Origin of the sequence: Acinetobacter sp. YH12249 (assembly GCF_013417475.1) — a bacterium.
Taxonomy (GTDB): Bacteria; Pseudomonadota; Gammaproteobacteria; order Pseudomonadales; family Moraxellaceae; genus Acinetobacter.
This window is the reverse complement of sequence record NZ_VPDX01000021.1, coordinates 20,452-39,153: the sequence shown is the minus strand read 5'-3', so window position 1 is coordinate 39,153 and position 18,702 is coordinate 20,452. Positions and strand designations below refer to the sequence as shown.

The following is an 18,702-nucleotide window of genomic DNA, read 5'->3' as shown; positions in this document are numbered from 1 at the left end:
CAAATAAGTATTAATTACATTTCTTCTTGGCTGTATAGCACATCGACATGTCACTAAAATTAAACTAGAGTGGAGAATAGCAATCAGGCTTCTCGCTTTTAAAAATTATCTTCATTAAACATCATGCTGAATAAAAAACCTCGCATTCCTAGTCCAGTTCAGATTCCTGAAGCTTTCAGTTACTTACAGGGTTTTCGCGATTATCTGATTGCCCAGACAGTGAGCCCTCATACCCGAAATGCCTATTTGTCTGATCTGATCCAGTGTGCCGAATGTCTGGTTAAACCTTTACCAGAATGGAACCATGACGATATTTCCGATGTACTGATTGAACTGACCAAACAGCAAAAAAGTCCACGTTCAATTGCACGATGTTTGTCCGCCTTACGTTCTTTTTATAAATTCCTGCGGGAACAAAAACTGCGGAGTGACAATCCGGTTGCTGCTCATAAAACACCGAAGCTGGGCCGTGCCCTGCCCAAAGACCTGTCTGAAGCTGATGTCGAAGCACTGATTCATGCACCCGATATTAATACTGCCCTCGGTTTACGTGATCGTGCTATGTTTGAAGTCCTCTATGCTTGTGGTTTACGGGTGACAGAACTGATTAATCTGCGTCTGGATCTGATTAATTTAAAACAGGGCTATTTGCGTATTGTCGGTAAAGGCAATAAAGAACGTCTGGTGCCGATGGGACAGATGGCCTGTGAATGGGTGGAAAAATACCTGCAGGAAGCACGCCCGCAATTGTATAAGACAGCGACTGATTATCTGTTCCTCACCCAGCATGGCGGCATCATGAGCCGACAGAATTTCTGGTATGCCATTAAACGCTATGCACTACAAGCCGGAATTCAGGCTGAACTGTCTCCACATACTTTGCGTCATGCTTTTGCCACGCATTTACTCAATCATGGCGCTGACTTACGGGTAGTACAAATGTTGCTAGGTCACAGTGATTTATCAACCACACAGATCTATACCCATGTGGCACAAGTTAGAATGCAGCAACTGCATGCAACCCATCATCCACGGGCTTAGGAGCTGATTTGAATAGAATAAACTGAGAAGTTTGACGTAGCTCTATCTTTTTTTGCTATGCTAATGCTCTGTTTTTAGTCCAAGAAAAAAAGGGTTATTATGACATTTGCCCGCACCAAAATTTTTATCGCTTGTCTGCTTGCTACCGGTCTGGGACTGAGCGCATGTTCCAATTCAAATAATTCAGATAAAAAGCAAGATACGCTTACAGCAAGTGCACCGGCGACGGGTGAAGCCTCTAACCTTAGCGAACGTAATGCACAGCAACGCCTGATTTCCACGCTAGAAGGTCATTTCAAAAAAGCCGGCATTAACGCAAAAATCACGGGTATTAAAACTACTGAAGTACCCAACATGTCTTGGGTCAGCCTGGAAGGTATGGCACCCGTCTATGTGACAAATGACGGTAAATATCTGATTCAGGGCGATGTCATTCGTCTTGGTGATAAAGAGCTGCACAATGTCAGTGAAACCCTGCAATCTGACGTGAACAAGAAAATCTTTGCAAATCTTAAAGCGGAAGACCTGCTGATTTATCCAGCCAAAGGTAAAACCAAGCACGTGATCTATGTCTTTACCGATGTCAGCTGTCCATATTGTCACAAATTCCATGAACAGATGGATGAAATGAACAGCAAAGGCATCGAGGTGCGTTATATTGCCTGGCCACGTGGCGAGCAGCATATGCCTGCCATGGAAGCCATCTGGTGTAATTCTGACCGTCGCGCAGCCTTCGACCAGGCCATTGCCGGTGGATCTATCACACCAACGACTTGTAAAAATCCTGTGAAAGATCAATATCAAATGGGTCTTAATATTGGTGTCAATGGTACCCCGGGCGTATACAGTTCTGAAGGACTTTACCTCGGTGGCTATATGAGCACATCAGAATTATTGGATCGACTTAAATAACTCATTTTAATTAGTTATTTAACTTTATTTTATAGATGAAGATATTCTGAAATGACCCTAGAGTCAGGCCGCTTTTTTAGCTATGATCTAGGCTCTCGTAAAAAACTGTTTATATTTGGAGTGTGACGTGAAACCAGTTCGTCTGGCAATCCTCGGTCTTGGTACTGTGGGTGGTGGTGCCCTTAAACTATTAAAAGAAAATGCTGCTGAGATTAAACGTCGCACCGGTCGTGAAATTCAAATTACCCATGTTGGTACGCGTCGTCCGCGTCCTGATCTGGATCTACCTGAATCAGTCAAACAAAGTTCAGATCTGCTCGATATCGTACGTCAACCTGATGTAGATGTGGTGGTTGAAGTCATGGGCGGCATTCACCCTGCTTATGAAGTGATTAAAGAAGCCATTCTGCATGGCAAACAGGTCGTAACTGCCAACAAGGCCCTATTGGCTGAACATGGAAATGAACTGTTCAAACTTGCCGATGACAACGCTGTGCAAATTGCTTACGAGGCAGCGGTGGCTGGCGGCATTCCAATTATTAAAGTGATGCGTGAAGGTCTGGCAGCCAACAAGATTGACTGGCTGGCTGGCATCATCAACGGTACAGGCAACTTCATCCTGACTGAAATGCGAGATAAAGGCCGTGCCTTTGCTGATGTACTGAAAGAAGCACAAGAGCTGGGTTATGCAGAAGCAGATCCAACCTTCGACGTAGAAGGCATCGATGCAGCACACAAACTGACATTACTGGCCTCTATTGCTTTTGGTATTCCATTACAGTTTGATAAAGTCTTTACTGAAGGCATTAGCAAAATTACTGCACAAGACGTGAAATATGCTGAAGACTTGGGCTTCCGTATCAAACACCTCGGTATTGCCCGTCGTGCTGAAACTGGTATCGAACTCCGTGTACACCCTACCCTGATTCCTGAAGAGCAATTGATCGCTAATGTGAATGGTGTAAAAAATGCAGTTCTGGTTCAAGCCAATGCGGTTGGTCCTACACTGTATTACGGTGCAGGTGCGGGTGCAGGTCCTACAGCTTCTGCAGTAGTCGCAGATGTCGTGGATATCGTACGTGATATTTCTTATACTGAAGATGGTGCTGGTACAATTCCACAACTGGCTTTTGAAAGCTTAAGTGACCTGCCAATCCTGCCACGTGAAGAAATGACGACTGGATACTACATCCGGATCAATGCTGAAGATCAAACCGGAGTACTGGCTGAAGTAACCTCTATTCTAAGCCGCGAAGGCATCAGTATTGATGCAATTCTGCAGCAGTCACGTCTGAAAGATCTTATTCCTATCGTGATCCTGACTGATCCAGTCAAGGAAGCGAAAATGGATGAAGCGTTAAAACAAATTCAAGCTCTTCCTGTCATTCATGGCGAAATTGTACGAATTCGTTTAGAATCGCTTGATAATTAATCGGGTCGAGGGGACACTCTCCCCTTGCCAAGCTCTACACACAATTGGAACATCATCATGTCGAATGCCAATCGTTATACTGGTTTAGTTGACCGCTATCGCGACCGTTTACCAGTGTCTGCAACTACTAAAGCCGTTTCTCTGGGTGAAGGTAACACGCCACTGATTAAGCTTGCGAATATTCCGCGCATTATTGGCAAAAATGTTGAAATTTATGTGAAGTACGAGGGCTTAAACCCGACTGGTTCATTTAAAGACCGTGGTATGACCATGGCGGTAACAAAAGCGGTTGAAGAAGGCTCTAAAGCGATTATCTGTGCTTCTACAGGTAATACTTCAGCTGCTGCTGCAGCTTATGCAGCGCGTGCAGGTATCAAAGCGTTTGTTTTAATCCCAGAAGGCAAAATTGCGATGGGTAAAATGGCGCAAGCGATGATGTATGGTGCGATCACCATGCAAATCCGCGGTAACTTCGATGACGGTATGCGTCTGGTAAAAGAAATCGCTGATAAAGCACCTGTGACGATTGTTAACTCAATCAACCCATACCGTCTGCAAGGTCAAAAAACCATTGCTTACGAAATCGTGGATGAATTGGGCCGTGCACCAGATTACCACTGCCTGCCTGTAGGTAATGCGGGTAACATTACTGCGCACTGGATGGGTTATACCGAAGCGGTTGCAAATCAGCCTGCTGGCGAGTTTGAGCAAGTGGTTTACGACGCTGCTACTGATGCCTTCACTGGTCCTAAACCTGAAGGTCTGCCAACAATGGTAGGTTACCAGGCTTCTGGTGCTGCACCTTTCCTTCGTGGTGCACCTGTTGAAAATCCTGAGACTGTTGCAACTGCAATCCGTATCGGTAATCCACAAAGCTGGAACCATGCGAAAGCGGTTGTTCGTGATTCTAAAGGCTGGTTCGATGAACTGACTGATGCCGAGATTCTGGAAGCGCAACGTCTTCTTTCTATGTATGAAGGCGTATTCGTAGAACCTGCATCTGCAGCTTCAATCGGTGGCGCAATCCGTGACATTAAAGCAGGTAAAATTGCTGAAGGTTCTGTGATCGTGTGTACTGTAACTGGTAACGGTCTGAAAGATCCGGATACTGCGATCAAACAATGTTCTGATGCCGTAATGCTTTCAATTGACGCAACTTTAGAACAGGTTCGTGAATCAATTCTTTCTAATATGTAATTTAGATTGAAATAAAAGGCCCTGCAATTGCAGGGCTTTTTATATGCGCTTAAAAAAGATTAAACACGTTGTTTAGGCAGGCTAGATACCCAAGTCATCAGACGAGTCGCATCATTGGTACGTGCAGCAGTTGAATCCGCACCTAATACCACGACCACCACAGGACGGTTATTCAAGGTGGTGTGCATGACGACACAACGTCCTGCTTCATTAATATAACCGGTTTTAGACAGATTGATATTCCAACCACCATTACGCACCAGTGAATTGGTGTTGTTGGATTTCAATACACGGTAACCCAGGTTGAAATCATAGCTGGCAGTGGTAGAGAATTGACGGATCAGGCCATACTGTGAAGCGGTATTGACCAGAATCCCCAAATCACGTGCAGAAGACACATTGCCAGGATGCAGGCCAGTAGATTCCATATAGTGGGTTGAATTCATGCCCAGCTCTTTAGCTTTGGCATTCATCTTCGCAATGAAGGCTGCACGACCGCCTGGATAAGTACGCGCCAATGCAGCTGCAGCCGGGTTCTCAGACTTCATCAAAGCAAATAATAAGGCTTCAGCACGATTCATGCTGTCCCCGGCTCTTAAGGTAGAACTTGAGCTCTTACAGCCTGCACAGGAAAAATCAGCCTGTTGCAGGGTAATTTTTTCAGACATATTCAAACGCGCATCTGAAATCACTACTGCAGTCATCAATTTAGTAATCGACGCAATCGGGTAAGCATTATTGGTATTTTTACTGAATAACACTTCACCCGTCTGTGAATCCATCACCAGAGCTGCACGCGCACTTACAGCAGGTTGATTAATAAAATGACTATTATCAATAATCTGCACAGGTTTTGTCGGTACTGGTGCTGGTGCGCCGCCCTGACGAATCGTCGTCGTAACAGTTGCTGAACCTGGTGGTGAAGGTTCTGCAGCAGATACGCTCAAATTATCATTCATGAGCTGATTGACTTCATCAGAAGACCAGCTGATGCTGGATCCGCCCTCTGTTGTGCCAGAATTCATAATGATTTCAGCAAAACTTGTCGTGCTCATGCTGATTAACACGGACAGGCCGAGTAGATGCCTTAAAGACTTGTTTATTTTCTTCACTATTCCTTCACTCAACTAACAGAGGTAAGATTGATTTGCGTATTACCTCTAATATGCCTTACATTTAAACACAATGCCGAACATTTTTTGTTCTTGACACTATGTGATAAGTTTCAGATTTAATCTGCGAATAGGATTGCTAATTTTGTAGTTTCATTGCAAGCTTATTTTGCTTTATGTAACAAAAAAATGATTTTTTAATGAGGGAGAGTCTAGGTGATCACAGTTTTAGTTGTCGACGACCATGAATTAGTTCGTACTGGAATTTGCAGAATGCTGGAAGACCATGCGGATGTTCAGGTGATTGGACAGGCTGAATCTGGTGAAGAAGCAATTACCCTCGTCCGTCAGCATCATCCCAATGTGGTTCTGTTAGATGTCAACATGCCAGGTATCGGTGGTGTAGAAACCACACGCCGTTTGCTACAGACTGCTCCTGAAACCAAAGTTCTTGCGGTCAGTGGCCTGGCTGAAGAACCTTATCCTTCACTATTATTGAAAGCAGGTGCCAAAGGTTATATCACCAAAGGTGCACCTGTATCAGAGATGGTCCGTGCCATCAATAAAGTCATGCAGGGCGGTAAATATTTCAGTGCCGACATTGCTGAACAGCTGGCGAGTTCTTACCTGTCCGATACCCAGCAATCTCCTTTTGACGCACTGTCTGAACGTGAAATGCAGGTAGCCATGATGGTAGTGAACTGTATCAGCGCGCAGGAAATTGCCGACAAGCTGTTTGTAAGTGTTAAAACAGTTAATACTTACCGTTACCGGATCTTCGAAAAACTCAATATCGATAGTGATGTTAAACTGACCCATCTTGCAATGCGCTATGGCCTGATTAAACCTTAATTTAACCCTCTGCTTAATGCGGTTTCTATGGCGCAAACATCCAGTTATTCTGAACTGAATCAATATCATCTGGGCCTATGGTATAGCGCCTACCGCCTGATTATCAGCACGGGTCTGTTGTTGATTTTCCTGCTGACTTATCCTGATATGACTGCGGATTATCAGTATCCTAAACTCTATCACTATACCTTAATGATTGGCGTCGCCGTCAATACTGTGCAGCTGTTTACGCTGAGATGGGTAAAGCGCCTGATTCAGCCGCAGTTCATTCTAATTTTTGCCAGCGATGTCTTTTTTCTCAGTTTATTGACCTTGGCCAGTCAGGGTCCAAATGTCCATCTCGGACTGATTTTTGTTATTACCATTTTTTCAGCTTCATTATTACTGGATGCCAAGAAGGCCCTGATCATCACCCTGATTGCGGTGATTAGTATCATCTATCAGCATTTTATCGGCAGTATTTTTGCCTTTTCCTCGCTTACCAATATCGGGAATAGTGCCCTGCTGGCCTTTTTGTTTTTTGTCGTCTATGGCTCAGGACAAATTGCGGTACGGCGCTTTCAGATTCTGGAAAACCTGAATTTTTCTCAATCGCTGGAACTATATCGCTTACAGAATATTAACCGCTATATTCTGGAACAGATTGAAACCGGCTATCTGGTTTTAGATGAGAATTACCATGTGGTGCTCAGTAATCCGGCTGCCTGTCATCTGCTCGGCATTGAGCCAATGTATGCCCATGAAAGATTTTCGTTATACCAATCTCAAAATGACCTGTTTGAACTGATCCGTTTTGAAAATCTGGAAAATGGCGAGCGGTTTCAATTTGAATCCCAGCAGAGTCGTTATAATATTCACGTGCAGGTACAAAAGCTGATTGTGCCGCACCAGACTCTGACTCTCCTCGTGCTGCAAGATGCCCGCAAACTTAATCAGCAGGTGCAACAGTTAAAGCTTGCTGCTCTAGGCCAGCTTTCCGCCAGTATTGCCCATGAAATTCGCAATCCTCTGGCTGCCATTGTACAGGCCAATGATCTTTATCTCGATTCTGAACCTGAACAGCAACAAGTTCTGCATCAGATGATTAGCCGACAGGCCACCCGGATTGACCGGATTATTCAGGACACCCTGAATATGGTGAAGAATAAAGAAACCCATCCAGTCGTAATTCAGCTGAATGAATTTATACCACTGTTTATTCAGGAAGATTTAGCAGATGTGGCGGACCAGATTCAATTTAATATTGATGTACCACTGGCAATTCAGTTCGATGAAGCCCAGTTACGTCAGATTCTAATTAACCTGATTCGTAATGCCATCCGGCATAATTCACCGGATTCGTCCCATATTCAATTGAATATTCACCCATATGAACATAAGGTATGGATAGATGTCCGGGATTTTGGCTCTGGTGTTGCCACCCATGATCAGGAATTATTATTTAAACCTTTTTTCAGCACGTCTATCCATGGAACGGGACTCGGACTATATTTATCACACAGTTTTTGTGAAGCCAATCAGGCACAACTCAACTACATTTCACAAGAACAGGGCGCATGCTTTCGGATTAGCTGTCAACGTGTGACAGCATAAAAGGAATAAGGGGAAATATTGTGGAACAACAACCACTGGTTTTATTGGTGGATGATGAGGAAGATCTGTGTACCCTCATGCAAATGTCATTGATGCGCATGGGAATCCGTACGCATATTGCCCATCGTCTGGAAGATGCGAAAAAATGTCTGGCAGATCATCAATATGATGCCTGTCTGACAGATCTAAATCTTCCTGATGGCAATGGTCTGCAATTACTGGACTGGATTAACCAGCATTCCCCTCACCTTCCGGTAGCTGTTCTAACGGCTTATGGCAATATGGATATTGCTATTGCTGCACTCAAGGCAGGTGCATTTGACTTTGTTAGCAAACCGATCAATCAAAAGCATCTGGAACAACTGCTGCAAAAAGCACTGAATAAACCAGTAGACTATTATCAGAATAATTCCAATGATTCATTAGAACATAAATTGCTGATTGGACAATCTCTGCCTATTCAGCAATTGCGGGTCACCTTGAAAAAAATTGCCCGTTCTCAAGCTCCGGTATTTATTACTGGTGAATCAGGGACCGGGAAAGAAGTGGTGGCCAATCTGGTCCATCGTCTTAGTAACCGCAATGAAGGACCTTTTATCGCGATTAACTGCGGTGCAATCCCGACTGAATTAATGGAAAGTGAACTGTTTGGCCACAAGAAAGGCAGCTTTACTGGCGCGACTCAGGACAAACAAGGACTAATTCAGTCTGCCCATGGAGGTAGTTTGTTCTTAGATGAAATCGCCGAATTACCGCTATCTATGCAGGTCAAACTGTTACGTGCCGTCCAGGAAAAACGCATTCGTCCCGTCGGTTCCGATACTGAAATTGATGTCGATTTCCGTGTCATTAGTGCCAGCCACCAGGATCTCGATGCGCTGGTACAACAAGGCAAATTCCGTCAGGATTTGTTCTTCCGTATTCACGTGATGGATCTGGTCTTACCACCACTGCGTGAGCGCGGCCAGGATATTCTGCTCCTCGCTGAACATTTTATTCAAAAGATCTGTCAGGAATGGGAGATTCCTGCGAAAAAGCTGACAGAACGGAGTAAAGAATTTTTACTGGAGCAATATTATCCGGGCAATGTGCGTGAACTGCGCAATATCATTGAACGTGCCATTACTTTGAGTGATGAAGATAAGATTGACCTTCAGCATCTGCAAACTGCGCCACTACGTCATATGGCGCCTGTCTCAGAAACTGCCAATCTGGCAGAGCCGACCTCATCTTCGGATCAGATTATTATTCCCAAGAAACTCCCTGAAGAAGGTCTAGAACTATATTTAGAAAAAATTGAAAAAGAAATTCTGCTGAATGCTTTGAATCTGACGCATTGGAACCGCACATTGGCCGCGAAGAAACTGGGGATGTCGTTCCGGTCTTTACGTTACCGTCTGAAAAAATTCGGACTGGATACCGAAGAAGAGGAATAATTATTTCTGCAGGAGCAGCAAGTCTGTGACGTGCTCCAGATAACTCTCCTCACGCGCATCCTGACCGAGAGGATAGGTGAAATGTGGCTGAATCCCCTGTCCTTCGATCATATTGCCGCTCGGGCTAAAGTATTGCGACACCGTCATCTGCAAAGCGGAACCATTGCTCAAAGGAAACAGTTTCTGTACCACCCCTTTGCCATAGCTCTTTTCCCCTACCACCCAGGCACGATTATGTTCTTTCAGAGCAGCAGTAAATACTTCTGCAGCGGAAGCCGAACGGTTATTGATCAGAATCCCGACTTTCAGGTTCTGAAACTCAATTCCTGGAAGTGCCTGAAATTGCTGATTACCTTCCGAGCGACTTTTGGTCGAAACGATAATACCCTGATTCAGGAACAAATCTGCCGATTCAACGGCTGCGGACAATAAACCACCGGGATTATTACGTAGGTCAAACAGCACTGCTTTCAGGCGATTGGTTGAATAACTTTCAATAATCCGTTTGATTTCATTAGCAGTATCTTGCTGGAAAACTTTGACCTGCAGCACCAGAACCTGATTACTGTGTAAAGTCGATTTAATCTCGGTATCCACTTTGGTATTGCGGACCAGTGTAATCGGTACACTTTGCGCAGAAAGCTGGAGCGTTAAAGTAGAGCCAATGGCACCGGTTAATAAATCTCGCACTTGCTCACGTTTCAGCGCACTCAAGACCTGATCATCAATCTTGTAAACTGTGACACCATTGCGAAGGCCTTGTTTGGCAGAATCAGCATCCAGACTTAAGCCTTGTACCATCCATTGTTTTAGCTGTGGATTAAAATGCAGATCAAAATCAATACTGGCCAGATCACCTTCAGTATATTCACGCAGCTGTTTATAGTCTTCAGGAGATAAATAGCGGGAATAGCGGTCCAGGCCACTCACCAAACCTTGAATGGCTTGCTGGAAAAGCACATCGTCATTTTTGTCTTGAATATAATTATCTTTGACGATGCCATAAATCTGAACAAATTCCTGGATGGATGTAACAGGAATTTCATTATAGACCTGTTCATCCATTTCCAGTTCATCGAGTGCCATCTCGGTCGAAACAGCACTCCAGGCGGAATGACTCAAACACATCAGTAAGCAGGATAAGACTACAGACTTGCCATGTGTTTTTATCATTCTTATACCTGTTTTATAAAAGATTAAGCGTGCAGCTCAATAAGATTGCGACCCTGCATTTCAGCTGGTACCGGAATTTGCATCAAGTTCAGCAGGGTTGGTGCGACATCAGCCAATACGCCACCTTCTGCGATTGTTGCAGAGCTTGGACCCACATAGATAAATGGAACCAGTTCAGTGGTATGCTGGGTATGCACCTGACCGCTCTGATAATCCTGCATCTGCTCCACATTACCATGGTCTGCAGTAATAATCATATGGCCTTTTTTCGCCATCACAGCTTCATAAACTCGGCCTAAGCAAGTATCCACAGCTTCAACGGCTTTCACTGCTGCATCAAATACACCAGTATGGCCGACCATATCACCATTGGCATAGTTCACAACCAGTAGGTCAAACTCGCCTGAATTGATCGCTGCCACCAGTTCATCTGTTACTTCATAGGCACTCATTTCCGGTTTCAGGTCATAAGTCGCAACATTTGGAGATGGGATCAGGATACGTTTTTCACCTGGATATTCATCTTCACGGCCACCGCTAAAGAAGAAGGTTACATGCGCATATTTCTCAGTTTCTGCAATACGTAGCTGAGTTTTGCCCAGTTTCGACAGATACTCACCTAAAGAATTTACCAGCGCTTCTGGCATATAGGCTACTGGCGCATCAATGGTCGCCTGATAACGGGTCAACATCACGAATTTCGCCAGATTCGGTACAACCCTACGTTCAAAACCGGCAAAATCTTTTTCAACAAAGGCACGAGTCAATTCACGGGCACGGTCAGCACGGAAGTTCATGAATACAACGCTGTCGCCATCCTGAATCTTGACAGTGTCGCCAATGCGAGTCGCTTTTACGAATTCATCTGATTCCTCTGCAGCATAAGCCTGTTCCAGACCTTCAACTGCAGTAGCTGCAGTACGCATTGCTTCACCTTCAGTCAGCAGACGATACGCTTGCTCTACACGATCCCAACGGTTGTCACGGTCCATGGCAAAATAACGACCGATCATGCTGACAATACGACCCTGGCCCGGATATTGAGCAAATAATGCATCCAGTTTTTCTAAAGAGGGTTGCGCACTTTTTGGTGGTGTATCACGGCCATCGAGAAACGCATGCAGATAAACCTGAGCACCGCGTTTTAAAGCCAGTTCAGCCATCGCCACGATATGATCTTCGTGTGAGTGCACACCGCCTTCAGACAACAGACCCATAATGTGGACTGCGCCATTTGCTGCTTTGGCTTTCTCAACCGCATCTACCAGCACTTCATGTTCGAAGAAAGCCCCAGTACGGATATCTTTGGTAATACGGGTAAAGTCCTGATACAGCACACGGCCAGCACCAAGATTCATATGACCGACTTCAGAGTTCCCCATCTGACCATCAGGCAGGCCGACATCTTCACCTGAACCTGAGATCAAACCATGCGGATGCTTTTCCTGCATAGCAGTTAAATTTGGTCGTTTAGCCGCTAAAAACGCATTGTCTTCGACCGCTTCGCGATGACCCACACCATCCATAATCACCAAAACGTGAGGGATTTTGCCAGCAGTTGCATCCGTCATAATGAAATACTCTTTTCGTCTACGAATTAATCGCTCTAGTTTACCGAATTTTGCAAAAAGAGGCCATGACCAGACGATGCTTTAAGCCTCTTGTTGCGATTGATTTCTTCTATTTTCCTGTAGTTTAGCGGGCCCGATGGAGCAAGTAGCCGCCAATAGCAAACATCAGCAAAATAGGAATAAATACAAACCATGCCGGTGACGGCGCATAGACCAGACTGGCATAACCGAGAAAATCCTGCAGATAGAAGAAGCCTAACCCTGCGAATAACGCAATCACCAAACGGAAGCCCATCGATTGCTGACGCAATGGCCCAAAGATAAATGAACAGGCAATCACTACCAGCGCAATCAGGGCAAATGGCGAACCGACTTTCTGCCAGAAAGCCAGCTGATAGGTTTTAGGTACCTGACTATATTCATGCATATAGCTCATAAAGCTCACCAGCTGGCTTGGCGATAAATCTTCCGGATCAATCGTCACCATATGCACATATTTCGGCTGCAAGGCCAAAGCCAGTGGTTGCTCATCATGCTGTACCAGTGTCGCATTGCCGTTTTGTAAAATATCAAACTGTTCTGTGCTATCTAGTTTCCAAGCCCCATCTTTGACGAATTCACCCTGCTTGGCATCCAGAGTACCCCGCAGTCGGTAATTGTCATCAAAGTCCAGCATCTGTACATTTTTCAGCTGGCCCTTGGCGTTGGCATAATCAATATAGATAAAGCGATTACCCTCACGCGTCCAGTAACCTTTCACTTCACCAATTTTGACTGGCTTGTTATAGCTTTTGACTGCTTTGGCCTGTTCATTGGTATATGGAATCACCCACTCGCTCAGGGCAAACGATAATACGACCAATAGCAATGCTGAACGGATCACCCAGCCGACAATCCGCCACAGACTGACTCCGACTGAACGCATTATGATCAGTTCACTATTGGAAGCCAATGTACCTAAACCGAGTACCGCGCCAATCAGTGCCGAAATTGGCAGGATTTCATAAAGATAATTCGGTGCCCCCCAGAGTACATATTTCAAGGCATCCCAGGCACCATAGCCTTCTTTCAGGGAACCCAATTCACCTAAATACGTAAATAAGACCTGCAGACCTGAAAGAACAGCGGTTGCCCCAAGCATCGCCAGCGCGGTGGTTCCGGTCACATGTTTGGCAACTATACGACGTGCTAACATTGTTAAGACCTCACTCGCTGAATCCGTTTTTTAATTTTTGGCGCCAAATTCTGTTTACGTGAGAACAATGCACCGGCTATGGCATATATGATCAGGACCAATGGATAAGCCCAAATGCCCATTTCCGCCTTGCTGACCCGGGTTTTGATCGCCATCAGGGCGACGATCAGGCTGGCAAAGATCATCAGTGCCGGGAATAATTTGAGATAGCGACCTTGACGTGGGCTCACTTCAGACAGGGCTACAGACAAAATCAGGGCAATTACAATGGCAAATGGTACAAAGACACGCCAACCAAGCTCACTGGCTACCACCGGATCCTGACGGTTTTTCCAAAGCTGTCCGGTCGGCAAGGCCTCGACTTCATCACTGGCCAGTTCTGCTTCTTTATCACTTTCGATCCGTAAACGATAGCTTTCAAATTCAGCCTGGGTATATTGCGGCGTGCCTGGATAAATTTCATAGCGGCGGCCATTGACGAGATCGACCACATTGGCCGCATCATTCGGCATTTCAATTCGGGTCGCTTCCTGCGCCAGAATCATCACATCTGGCTTGCCTTCTTTTTCCGCACGCTGATAGAAGAAGATATCTTTCAGGTTTTTGCGATCTTCGGATAGATCTCCGGCATAAATGGTATAAGGTCCGGAAGAGATAAATTCTTTGGGCCGAACCAGATCAAAGCCGGTTCGTACTGCCTGCTCACTGGTCAAGGCTTCGAACTGTCGAATCCCCCACGGTGAAGCCCACAACATGAGAAAGCCTTGTGCAAGGAGATAGACCAAAGTCATCGGAATCAAAAGACGTGCCAGCTGATGCCGGCTAATTCCGCTACCATTTAAGACCGCCATCTCATGATCAACATAGAGACGACCAAAGACCAGCATTAAGCCAATAAAGAACCCAAGTGGAAGAATCAAGGTCAGGAATTCAGGCAAACGATAACCAATGATGCTGAACAGGATTCCAGCATCCAGACGCCCCTGTGCGGCCACACCAAAATACTTGATCAAACGACCGCCCATCATTATAAGGGTCAGTAAGGCAATCACCACCAAGGAGGTCGATACCACTTGCTTGACCAGATAACGCCGAATAATCAAATTAGTTCTTCCAAAATGAGCTCCATAAAACGAGTGCTAGTTTACCCGAATAGCAAAAATATAAAACCTAGGTGGCTCTGCCCATTGAAAATCTATTCGGATAAATGTTTCAATGCTTGAATGATTTGCAAATCTAAACAGGCGTGAAAACAAGATATGAACCTTACAATTAATACGTCATTCCCAGAGAATGGATCAAGTCAATCTTTGTTGATTTTAGTCGACTCAGAACAGATTCAGAGCGCTGCATCAACATACCAAATCAACAGCCTAGATACATTAATTGAAGCATCTCAATTCAAGGCTGGTCTGGCAGAAAGTTTAAGCCTGATTGGACAGGTCAGCCAGTCTCAGCATGCGGCCCTGATCGGCCTCGGCAAGACTGCCGAATTACAAGCGGGAAAACTGGCGAAAATTGCCCAAGCCATTATTAAAGGCTCTCAAAAAAAATTCAAACAGATTTCTGTTGATCTGACACAACTTCCACAAGAATTGCACTATCTGTTTGCATTGGCTTTAACTCAAGCCAGCTACGGCTATGACGAATACAAGTCAAAAAAGAACGAATTTATTCTGCAGCAGATTGATTTCATCGCTGCCGAAACTCCGCTAACAGCTGAACAGTTGCAATTGATTCAGGCCGTTCAGACTGGTCAGAATCTGGCGCGTGATCTGGGTAATCGTCCTGGCAATATTTGTTTCCCAGAATATCTGGCAGAACAGGCGCAAGCGCTGGCGGCTCAATATCCGGACCTGCTTAAAGTAACTGTACTTAATGAACAGCAAATGGCTGACCTTGGTATGGGTGCCTTCCTTGCAGTTAGCAAAGGTTCAGACCGTCCAGGCCGTATTATTACAATTGAATATCTGGCTCATCGTGAAGAAGCACCAGTTGTATTACTGGGTAAAGGCATTACTTTTGATACCGGCGGTATTTCATTAAAACCAGGCGCTGGCATGGATGAAATGAAATACGATATGTGCGGTGCAGCTTCAGTTCTGGGCACGCTTCGTGCACTATGCGAATCTCGTTTACCAATTCATGTGGTAGGTGCGATTGCTGCAGCGGAAAATATGCCATCGGGCAAAGCCACCCGTCCAGGTGACATCGTAACCACCATGAGTGGTCAAACTGTTGAAATTTTAAATACTGATGCTGAAGGCCGTCTGGTACTCTGTGATGCGCTAACTTATGTGAAACGCTTCAACCCTGCCCTGGTGATTGATATTGCAACTCTAACCGGTGCTTGTGTAGTGGCCTTAGGTTCAGTCTTGACCGGTATGTTTACGCCAGACAATGAGCTGGCTGCAGAGCTTGAAACCGCCGGCCAAAATGCATTTGACCGTGTATGGCGCATGCCAGTACTGGACGACTATCAGGAACAACTGGATTCACCATTTGCTGATATTGCCAATATTGGTGGCCCTAAAGCCGGTTCTGTAACAGCTGCATGCTTCCTGCAACGTTTTACGCGTGAATATCGCTGGGCTCACTTGGATATTGCAGGTACTGCATGGAATTCAGGTCCAAATAAAGGCGCAACTGGCCGTCCAGTACCTCTATTAATGCAATTCCTGGCTAATCGCGTTCAAAAGCATGGCTAAGGTCAGCTTTTATTTATTTGAAAAAAGCCCTGAACGACAAGTGGACAGCACTTGTCGTTTATGCCGTAAAATTTTGCGTCAGCCAGAGCGTATCTGGCTGCTGTGTGCCGATCCTGCCTTACAGCAGGAACTGGATGAAAAGCTATGGAACTTTGATCCTGCCAGCTTTATTCCGCATGGAATCGATCAGCCAGATGCGACCGTTTGTATATCGGCTCAATTACCAGAGCAGCCTGGCTGGATTATTTTTAATTTTAATCCGGAAGCACTTGAACCTGATGCGAAATTTAGTCACATTATTGAGATTATTGAAAACAATGAACCAGCCAAACAGCTGGGACGTGAAAAATATAAACAATATCGTGGCTTTGGCATTCAGCCAAATACCTTTAAGCTCTAAGTAATCACGTGAACAAGGAGATGCAAGTGGCATTAAATGTAGGTCCAGATTTTAAACAGCGCTGGTTAAACACGCCTGAGGCTGTACGTCAGACCTTTATCGATGACCTCTCGCGCATCTGTGAAGTACTTAAGCCTGAAACCGCTGTAGAAGAATGGCTCGTTCGCGACCAGCAGTTACAGAAAGAGTCTGAGCGTAAAATTGAAGCAGCGTATGCACAGCGCAAGGCCGAACTGATTGAAGAAGCACGTATTCGCAGACAACGGGCACTCGAAAAAGCCTTAGCCGAAAAACGTGCTGAAGAGCAAGCCTATGCCGAACAGCTACGCCGTGATGAAGAGCGAAAATTTGCCGAGCAGACCCGGAAGCTGGCTGAAATGCGTCATATGCTAGATACTGAGGTTCAGGATTATGCCGCACGTTATCAGAAAAATCCGGATCAGGTGCTCGACTTTGCCAAAGGTCGCCTAAATATCGACGATACCCAGATTTTATCTGAGCTGGAAAGCTTACGGTTACGTCTGGAACTCGAAGCAGAAACTGTGATTGAACAAACCGTCAATGCACTGCGTGAGAAATTACGCGCTGCAGCCAAAGAAGAAATTGACTATATTCTGAAAAATTCTGATCTGGCTGAGTAAAGTTGATAGTCAGTTGGCTGAAAAGATTCTTTTTATTTTTCAGCCTAATCCATGCCCTGTCTTGGTTAGTTTATTCCATCAAACTATAAAATCTGCTTTAAAATTAAAACAAGTCAGCCAGTAAAAATGCGGTATTGCCAAGCAGATAGCCAGCCCCTAGCAGAGTGCTAATCCAGAGAATTCCCCCAGTCACATTATAAAAACTGAAAGTTGCAAAGCTCATATGGCCAGAACCTGCCGCAAAAGGACCGAAGGAACGTACAAAGGGAATAAAACGCGCAATTAAGATCGTCTTGCCGCCATGTTTCATAAAATAATGATTGGTTTTGACCATATATTCGGGTTTGAAAAACCGTGAATGCTCATTGAAATATTTTAATCCGAGCACCCTGCCTGAATAATAATTCACGGTATAACCCAGAATCGAAGCAATCAGCAGCAATAAACCCATGGAGTGTAAGGTAATCAGATCGGAGCTGGAACACAGCGCACCGACGGCAATCAACAGACTGTCACCGGGCAAAAAGAAAAAAAATGGCGAACCTGTTTCCGCAAAAATCACCAGGAACAAAATTGCATAGATCCACACCCCATACTGCTCCAGCAATAGAGGTAAAGACTGTTCAAGATGAAGTAAAAAATCGAGCATTCGACCTGTCCACTGGGGCTAAAATCGCGAGTTGAGCTACGTATTATCCCGAAAAATAAAAAAACAGTCTAATTTTTCAATTAGACTGTCTGGTAATTGCTCAGCGGATTTATTTCAAAAAGCCATTTTCGGCTAAGAATTCCATGCTGATTTTAGACTGTTCTATAGTTTCTGCGGCCTTGTCACCAAGCAATAAACGCTCGATATAACGCGCCAGTACATCCACTTCTAGATTGACTTTAGTGCCTAACTTCCAGGTACTAATATTGGTACGTTCGGCTGTATGTGGAATCAGATTCAGACTAAGGATGTTACCACGCAAGTGGTTAATGGTCAGGCTGATACCATCTACTGTTATAGAGCCCTTCTCTGCCAAATATTTGGCAATTTCTTTTGGTGCAGTCACTTCAAAATAAATGGAACGGGCATCGGAACGTACTACTGTAATTTCACCAACCGCATCGACATGACCAGAGACAATATGTCCGCCAAAGCGTGTAGTTGGCAGCATTGCCTTTTCGACATTTACAGGTTGGCCGACTTTCCAGTTAGCCAGTGTAGTCCGGTCCAGGCTTTCACGTGATACGTCTGCAGCATACCAGTTCTCACCCCAGTCAATTACGGTCAGACAGATGCCATTGGTGGCAATCGAGTCACCCAGATGTACATCGGACATATCCAGATCCGTCTGGATGCGTAAGCGTACATCACCGCCAACGCTTTGCAAGCTCTCGACCTTGCCCAGACTTTCAATAATACCTGTAAACATCTTTATTTCCTTTTTCTCTGC

The 18,702-nt window shown here is 45.0% G+C and carries 17 protein-coding genes; 10 read left to right on the top strand and 7 right to left on the bottom strand.

The window, feature by feature from the left end; all coding sequences use genetic code 11:
• The first annotated feature begins 123 nt into the window (after positions 1-123).
• The 4 genes from xerD to thrC all read left to right on the top strand — a co-directional run bounded on the left by xerD (position 124) and on the right by thrC (position 4,582).
• Positions 124-1,041, top strand: a complete 918-nt coding sequence (xerD, locus tag FTV25_RS11695; protein WP_159124366.1) for a site-specific tyrosine recombinase XerD — start codon at positions 124-126, stop codon at positions 1,039-1,041.
• A gap of 99 nt (positions 1,042-1,140) precedes the next feature.
• Complete coding sequence (locus FTV25_RS11690) at positions 1,141-1,953, top strand: DsbC family protein (protein WP_034703409.1); 813 nt, start codon at positions 1,141-1,143, stop codon at positions 1,951-1,953.
• Between the two features lie 127 nt (positions 1,954-2,080).
• Positions 2,081-3,385, top strand: a complete 1,305-nt coding sequence (locus FTV25_RS11685; RefSeq protein WP_180003811.1) for a homoserine dehydrogenase — start codon at positions 2,081-2,083, stop codon at positions 3,383-3,385.
• A gap of 57 nt (positions 3,386-3,442) precedes the next feature.
• Positions 3,443-4,582 carry a threonine synthase gene (gene thrC / locus FTV25_RS11680; protein WP_104426956.1) on the top strand — a complete coding sequence of 380 codons (1,140 nt, stop codon included), beginning with the start codon at positions 3,443-3,445 and terminating at the stop codon, positions 4,580-4,582.
• A 59-nt stretch (positions 4,583-4,641) separates the two neighbouring features.
• On the opposite strand, the gene FTV25_RS11675 is transcribed toward thrC, so the two are convergent.
• Positions 4,642-5,694, bottom strand: a complete 1,053-nt coding sequence (locus FTV25_RS11675) for a serine hydrolase (protein ID WP_034703413.1) — start codon at positions 5,692-5,694, stop codon at positions 4,642-4,644.
• 216 nt (positions 5,695-5,910) lie between these two features.
• Between FTV25_RS11675 and FTV25_RS11670 the strand changes: the two genes are divergently transcribed.
• Genes FTV25_RS11670 through FTV25_RS11660 form a run of 3 tightly spaced genes read left to right on the top strand, consistent with a single transcriptional unit; the run spans position 5,911 to position 9,575 of the window.
• Entirely contained in the window at positions 5,911-6,546 is a 636-nt protein-coding gene (locus FTV25_RS11670) for a response regulator (protein WP_005233474.1), read from the top strand.
• A 27-nt stretch (positions 6,547-6,573) separates the two neighbouring features.
• Positions 6,574-8,139, top strand: a complete 1,566-nt coding sequence (locus tag FTV25_RS11665; protein ID WP_180003809.1) for a PAS domain-containing sensor histidine kinase — start codon at positions 6,574-6,576, stop codon at positions 8,137-8,139.
• A 17-nt stretch (positions 8,140-8,156) separates the two neighbouring features.
• Positions 8,157-9,575: a sigma-54-dependent transcriptional regulator gene (locus FTV25_RS11660; protein WP_373683630.1), complete on the top strand. Its 1,419-nt coding sequence runs from the start codon at positions 8,157-8,159 to the stop codon at positions 9,573-9,575.
• On the opposite strand, the gene FTV25_RS11655 is transcribed toward FTV25_RS11660, so the two are convergent.
• The 4 genes from FTV25_RS11655 to lptF form a co-directional block, all read right to left on the bottom strand.
• Positions 9,576-10,748, bottom strand: a complete 1,173-nt coding sequence (locus FTV25_RS11655) for a S41 family peptidase (RefSeq protein ID WP_180003805.1) — start codon at positions 10,746-10,748, stop codon at positions 9,576-9,578.
• 23 nt (positions 10,749-10,771) lie between these two features.
• Positions 10,772-12,319, bottom strand: coding sequence for a 2,3-bisphosphoglycerate-independent phosphoglycerate mutase (gene gpmI / locus FTV25_RS11650; RefSeq protein WP_180003803.1), 1,548 nt, complete (start codon positions 12,317-12,319; stop codon positions 10,772-10,774).
• 124 nt (positions 12,320-12,443) lie between these two features.
• Positions 12,444-13,514, bottom strand: coding sequence for an LPS export ABC transporter permease LptG (lptG, locus tag FTV25_RS11645; RefSeq protein ID WP_180003801.1), 1,071 nt, complete (start codon positions 13,512-13,514; stop codon positions 12,444-12,446).
• Positions 13,515-13,516: 2 nt separating this feature from the next.
• Positions 13,517-14,617: an LPS export ABC transporter permease LptF gene (gene lptF, locus FTV25_RS11640; RefSeq protein ID WP_034703425.1), complete on the bottom strand. Its 1,101-nt coding sequence runs from the start codon at positions 14,615-14,617 to the stop codon at positions 13,517-13,519.
• A 156-nt stretch (positions 14,618-14,773) separates the two neighbouring features.
• Between lptF and FTV25_RS11635 the strand changes: the two genes are divergently transcribed.
• Genes FTV25_RS11635 through FTV25_RS11625 form a run of 3 tightly spaced genes read left to right on the top strand, consistent with a single transcriptional unit; the run spans position 14,774 to position 17,263 of the window.
• Positions 14,774-16,222, top strand: coding sequence for a leucyl aminopeptidase (locus tag FTV25_RS11635; RefSeq protein ID WP_180003799.1), 1,449 nt, complete (start codon positions 14,774-14,776; stop codon positions 16,220-16,222).
• Complete coding sequence (locus tag FTV25_RS11630; RefSeq protein ID WP_034703428.1) at positions 16,215-16,622, top strand: DNA polymerase III subunit chi; 408 nt, start codon at positions 16,215-16,217, stop codon at positions 16,620-16,622. The genes FTV25_RS11635 and FTV25_RS11630 overlap by 8 nt, the downstream gene beginning before the upstream one ends.
• A gap of 26 nt (positions 16,623-16,648) precedes the next feature.
• Positions 16,649-17,263, top strand: a complete 615-nt coding sequence (locus tag FTV25_RS11625) for a hypothetical protein (RefSeq protein ID WP_159123955.1) — start codon at positions 16,649-16,651, stop codon at positions 17,261-17,263.
• A 103-nt stretch (positions 17,264-17,366) separates the two neighbouring features.
• Here the strand turns inward: FTV25_RS11625 and FTV25_RS11620 are convergent, their stop codons facing one another.
• Both FTV25_RS11620 and FTV25_RS11615 read right to left on the bottom strand, forming a co-directional pair.
• Positions 17,367-17,912, bottom strand: a complete 546-nt coding sequence (locus tag FTV25_RS11620; RefSeq protein ID WP_004787301.1) for a VTT domain-containing protein — start codon at positions 17,910-17,912, stop codon at positions 17,367-17,369.
• Positions 17,913-18,021: 109 nt separating this feature from the next.
• Entirely contained in the window at positions 18,022-18,681 is a 660-nt protein-coding gene (locus FTV25_RS11615) for a riboflavin synthase (RefSeq protein ID WP_180003796.1), read from the bottom strand.
• Between the last annotated feature and the right edge of the window lie 21 nt (positions 18,682-18,702).

Excerpts from the sequence above, each read along its gene's own strand:
- lptG (WP_180003801.1), bottom strand. The coding sequence starts at position 13,514 with ATGTTAGCACGTCGTATAGTTGCCAAACATGTGACCGGAACCACCGCG.
- FTV25_RS11620 (WP_004787301.1), bottom strand. The coding sequence starts at position 17,912 with ATGCTCGATTTTTTACTTCATCTTGAACAGTCTTTACCTCTATTGCTG.
- FTV25_RS11635 (WP_180003799.1), top strand. The coding sequence starts at position 14,774 with ATGAACCTTACAATTAATACGTCATTCCCAGAGAATGGATCAAGTCAA.
- thrC (WP_104426956.1), top strand. The coding sequence starts at position 3,443 with ATGTCGAATGCCAATCGTTATACTGGTTTAGTTGACCGCTATCGCGAC.
- gpmI (WP_180003803.1), bottom strand. The coding sequence starts at position 12,319 with ATGACGGATGCAACTGCTGGCAAAATCCCTCACGTTTTGGTGATTATG.
- FTV25_RS11690 (WP_034703409.1), top strand. The coding sequence starts at position 1,141 with ATGACATTTGCCCGCACCAAAATTTTTATCGCTTGTCTGCTTGCTACC.
- xerD (WP_159124366.1), top strand. The coding sequence starts at position 124 with ATGCTGAATAAAAAACCTCGCATTCCTAGTCCAGTTCAGATTCCTGAA.
- FTV25_RS11665 (WP_180003809.1), top strand. The coding sequence starts at position 6,574 with ATGGCGCAAACATCCAGTTATTCTGAACTGAATCAATATCATCTGGGC.
- FTV25_RS11655 (WP_180003805.1), bottom strand. The coding sequence starts at position 10,748 with ATGATAAAAACACATGGCAAGTCTGTAGTCTTATCCTGCTTACTGATG.
- FTV25_RS11615 (WP_180003796.1), bottom strand. The coding sequence starts at position 18,681 with ATGTTTACAGGTATTATTGAAAGTCTGGGCAAGGTCGAGAGCTTGCAA.
- FTV25_RS11630 (WP_034703428.1), top strand. The coding sequence starts at position 16,215 with ATGGCTAAGGTCAGCTTTTATTTATTTGAAAAAAGCCCTGAACGACAA.